Origin of the sequence: Streptomyces sp. NPDC005899, assembly GCF_040629645.1 — a bacterium.
In the GTDB taxonomy this organism is placed as follows: Bacteria; Actinomycetota; Actinomycetes; order Streptomycetales; family Streptomycetaceae; genus Streptomyces.
On record NZ_JBEXWB010000453.1, the window covers coordinates 1 to 4226 of the forward strand.

At 73.8% G+C, this 4226-nt stretch carries 3 protein-coding genes and 1 pseudogene; 1 reads left to right on the forward strand and 3 read right to left on the reverse strand.

Annotated elements, in window-relative coordinates; genetic code table 11:
• Window positions 1–718: pseudogene (locus tag ABZ371_RS29695) on the forward strand (hypothetical protein); the annotation flags it as partial.
• Here ABZ371_RS29695 and ABZ371_RS29700 read toward each other — a convergent pair.
• The 3 genes from ABZ371_RS29700 to ABZ371_RS29710 form a co-directional block, all read right to left on the reverse strand.
• Window positions 675–1928, reverse strand: coding sequence for a hypothetical protein (locus ABZ371_RS29700; RefSeq protein WP_358685362.1), 1254 nt, complete (start codon window positions 1926–1928; stop codon window positions 675–677). The pseudogene ABZ371_RS29695 and the gene ABZ371_RS29700 sit on opposite strands and share 44 nt — an antisense overlap.
• Window positions 1929–2218: 290 nt before the next feature.
• Window positions 2219–3247 (reverse strand): NlpC/P60 family protein, encoded by a 1029-nt coding sequence (locus ABZ371_RS29705; RefSeq protein ID WP_358685364.1) that lies wholly within the window; start codon window positions 3245–3247, stop codon window positions 2219–2221.
• Between the two features lie 293 nt (window positions 3248–3540).
• The coding region (locus ABZ371_RS29710; RefSeq protein ID WP_358685366.1) for an NYN domain-containing protein at window positions 3541–4226 on the reverse strand (686 nt) is incomplete at its 5' end.

Here is a 4226-nt window from a genome sequence, read left to right on the forward strand (position 1 = left end):
GGCCCGCGGGCCGGCGACCCGGCGCGCGTGGTCGGCTGCCGCGGTGTCGGCCGGCGCGCTGCTCCTCACCGCCGCCGTGGCCGCGCCGGGGGCGTACGCCTTCCTGACCTTCCAGCGGGACCGGGGGCTGGAGGTCGAGTCGCTCGGGGCGCTGGTCTTCCACGTGGCCCGGCAGTTCGGCTGGGAGGGCCGGGTGGAGCTGCGCTACGGCTCGATGGAGTTCGCCGGGCCGCACGTGGCGCTGGTCAGCACGCTGGCCCTGGCCCTGAGCGTGCTCGGCTTCGGGTGGCTGCTCCTGTGGCGGCTGCGGGCCCGCGCGTTCGCGGAGCACACACCGGCTGACGCGGCCTTCACCGCCGTGCTGCTGTTCACCGTGACCAGCCGCGTCATCAGCCCGCAGTACATGGTGTGGCTGGTCGGGCTCGGTGCGGTGTGCCTGGTGTTCCGGGGCACCCGGATGGTGGTGCCCGTGTACCTGGTCCTCGTGGCCACGGCGGTCACCCTGCTGGAGTTCCCGCTGGGGTTCGCGCACGTGGTGGCCAGTGACGCGCAGGGGGTGGCGCTGATGGCCGTGCGCAACGGACTGCTCGTCGCGGCGACGGCCACCGCGGGGTGGCGGCTGTGGCGGGAGACCGTGCCGGTGGGCGGGCAGGGGGCCGGGGAGGCGGGCCGGGTCAGCCGAGCCGGGCGCGCAGATACTCCCGCCAGCGCGCCGTGAAGTCCTCGGGGGTGGTGCCGAGGACCGTCTGCAGGGCCTTCTCCACCGCCCCGTCCCGCCCCGCGTGGCCCCCCACGGCCCCGTAGAAGGCGATCAGGTCCTCCTCGCTCCAGTCCCGGGCGATCAGCGCGCAGGCCAGCCAGGCGCCCTCGTACGCCCTCGCCAGCCGTGTGGCGTCGCCACCGAAGGCGAAGTCACCGTCCGCCGGCAGTGCGGCGGGCGCATCACCGCTCCGGACGGCCTCGGCCAGCTCCGGCGCGATCTCCTGGTCGGTGCGGCTCTCCCGGCGGTAGGCGGCCCAGTCGGCGAAGCCCTCGGACAGCCAGACCGGGGTGGCGGCGGACGTGCCGGCGCGCGTCGCCACGTGCGTCGTCTCGTGGGTGAGGACGACCCGCTGCCCGAACGCACCGAGCATCCCGTACGCCTCCGGGTTGACGACGACCCGGTCCGCCGGCCGCCGGCCGCTGCCGCCGACCTCGCCGGTGGTCACGGCCGCCGTCCCCCGGTAGCTCGCCGCGGGCGAGCCCAGGAGCGCCGCCATGTCCTGCACCGACTCCGGTACGAGTACCACCACCCGCTTCTTCCAGGGCGCGGGCCAGGCGTCCGACACCGCGGGCACGGCGCTGTCGGCGGTGGCGGCGATCCGCCGCAGCTCCTCGTCCCGCCTGCCGACCCCCAGGACGAGGCTGTGGGCGCCCCGGACGGCCTGGACGTCGCCCTGCTGCCAGAGCAGGGCGCGGGCGTCGCCGCGGGCCCGGTCCCCGGCGACGTACCAGGCCCCGTCCCGGCCCCGGCGGACCAGCTCGACCGTGCGGGAGGAGGTCATGGGGGCGTCGTCGTACCCCTTGATCCGGTAGCGGAGCTCGACGTCGGCGCTGACCCGGCCGGCGCCCCGGCCGGTCACGTTCTTCACCTCGTACGCCCAGGACGCCAGGGGCACGTCGGCCAGGGCGGCCAGCTCGGTGCGCTGGGCCGACCGGAACGACGCGGCCCGGGGGTCCAGCTGGGCGAGGTAGGCGCCGGTGTCGTGCCGCATGACCGCCGCGGCCCGCCGGTCCAGGGCGGCGCCGACCTCCGGGGCGGTGATCCCGGGGCCGGGCTCCTGCGGGGCGGCGCAGGCGGACGTGAGCAGCAGCCCGGCGAGCACGGCACCCGCCGCGCTCCGTCCACGGGTGCGTCCCCGCCGCGCGTCCTGCGTTCGAACAGCCATCCTGCCGATCGTACGGTCAGACGGGGGTGACCGAGGAGACGGGCGTCATGCCGGCGGGGGCCGTACCGCACCGGTGCGCCCGAGGTACGGGGGCATGGACGACCTGGCCGTCTCCCGCGTGACCCGGCCGCCTTGGACGTACATGTGCGCGGACGGTGACCGGGCGGCCACGAGCGCCAGGGGACCGCGCCGGGGGCGCGCGGGGCGCGGACGACAACGCCCCGCCGGTGACCTGGGGTCTCCGGCGGGGCGGCGGTCGGTGCGGGGCGCGCGGTGCGCCCGTTCGGGTGTCAGCCGATCCGCACGCCGAACTGGAAGGAACCGAGGTACTCCATCGCCTCGTACCGGACGTTCTTGCCCGGGTAGGGGGCGTGCAGCACCTGGTTGTTGCCGGCGTAGATGCCCACGTGCGAGGTGCCGCTGAAGAACACCAGGTCGCCCGGCTTCAGGGCGCTGCGGCCGACCCGCACACCCTCGTTGGCCTGGGTGTAGGTCGTGCGCGTGATCTGCACGCCGGCCTGGCCGAAGGCCCACTGGGTCAGGCCCGAGCAGTCGTAGGAGTTGGGGCCCGTGCCCCCGCGGAAGTACGGCTTGCCGATCTGCGTGGCGGCGGCCTGGAGGGCGGCGGCGCCGACGCCCGAGCCGGGAGCCTCGTTGCCCAGCTCGACCCGGTCACCGGCGGCGCGGCTGGCACGCTGGTCGTCCGCGGCCATCTTGGCGCGCTCGGCGGCGGTAAGGGTGTTCAGCAGCTGCCGGGCATCGGCCAGCTTGACCTGGTACTTCTTCTTGTTGGCGTTGAGCGTCTTGCGGACCTCGGCGAGGTCGTCGAGCTTGCCCTGCGCCTCCTTGCGCTGCTGCGCGAGGGTGCGCTGCTTGGCCTGGATCTTCTGCAGCGACTGGGCCTGCTTGGCCGTCAGCTGGTCGAGGGCGGAGGCCTGGTCGAGGAAGTCGTCCGGGTCGGAGGAGAGCAGCAGCTGGACGGACGGGTCGAGGCCGCCGGAGCGGTACTGGGCGGTGGCGAGCGAACCCAGCTGGCCGCGCAGGGTGTTGAGCTCCAGCTGCCCGCGGGCGACCTTGTCCTGCAGCGCGTCGACCTGCTTCTTGAGCTTGTCCTGCTGCTCCTCGGCGCCGTTGGCCTTCTCGTTGACGATCTCGGCCTCGTGGTACAGCTTGTCGACCTTCGCCTTGACCTCGCTCTTGGTCGGCTTGGGGTCGGCGTGAGCGGCCTGGGAAGTCAGGGCCACGGCAGCGGCGGCGGTCGCGGTGAGCACGGTCACGCGGGTGCGGCTCGGCTGCTTGGGACGACGGTGGGACGCCACGAAGGCGAGCTCCTTCTTCCTCGAGCCGCCTACCGGGCTGTGGGGGAAGGGATCCCCGGCTCCGTGCACGTCACGGACTCGGCGGTTCCTTCGCTGCCGCCCCGGGTGGGCGATCAACCGTGCGAAGGTTCGAGGCCTGACCTTAGTGACCATCTTGTGATCAGTTCAAATCCCCACAGGGAAAATCTCGTCACACCAGGCACATCTTTACTTTCATCACACCGCCCGTAGCCGTGACTTGACGGTACGTTCCCTGCAACCCCGGCAAGTCACCCATGCCGTCACATGCCGCACTAGACGCGCGAAAGCCGCTTCAGGAGCAAGGCGGACGTGACCGGCCTGGCCCCCGCCTTCGCCACACCGTCGGCCACTTCGCGGTCGGTCGACACCACCACGACGGGCCGGCCCGGGGGTTCGGCGCGCGCCAGCTGCCTGATCAGTTCGTCCGCCGTGACACCCGCCTTGCTGAACAGCACCCGAACCCCGCGCGGCGGGGCGAGCAGGACCGGGGCGGCGAGCTCGGCGCCGTCGAACACGCAGGTCATCTCGGCGCCCGTCTGCGCGGCGAGGACGGAGAGGCCGCCCAGCAGACGCAACCGCTGCTTTTCCAGGGGCATCTGCGGATAACCGGTCTTCGTGACGTTGTAGCCGTCGACGATCAGGTGGGCCTGCGGCAGGGCGAGCAACTGGTCGAGCAGGGCGGGGTCGGTCTCCGAAAGGGCCCTGGCCGCGATGTCCTTCGGCGACATCCGGCCGGGCTCGACCGCGTCCACACTGTCGGCCGGCCGCGTCGACGAGGGCGGCAGGGCGAGCTCGCGACGGAGCCCCTGGGCCGCGTCGAGCACGGTGTCCAGGAGCAGCCGGAGCCGCATGTCCTCGACCGAGCGGCCCTCCCTGGCCGCCCTCCGTCCGGCCTCGGCCGATGCCTCCGCCTCGGCGAGACGCGCCTTGAGGCGCCGAGAGCGAGTCCCGGCGCCTC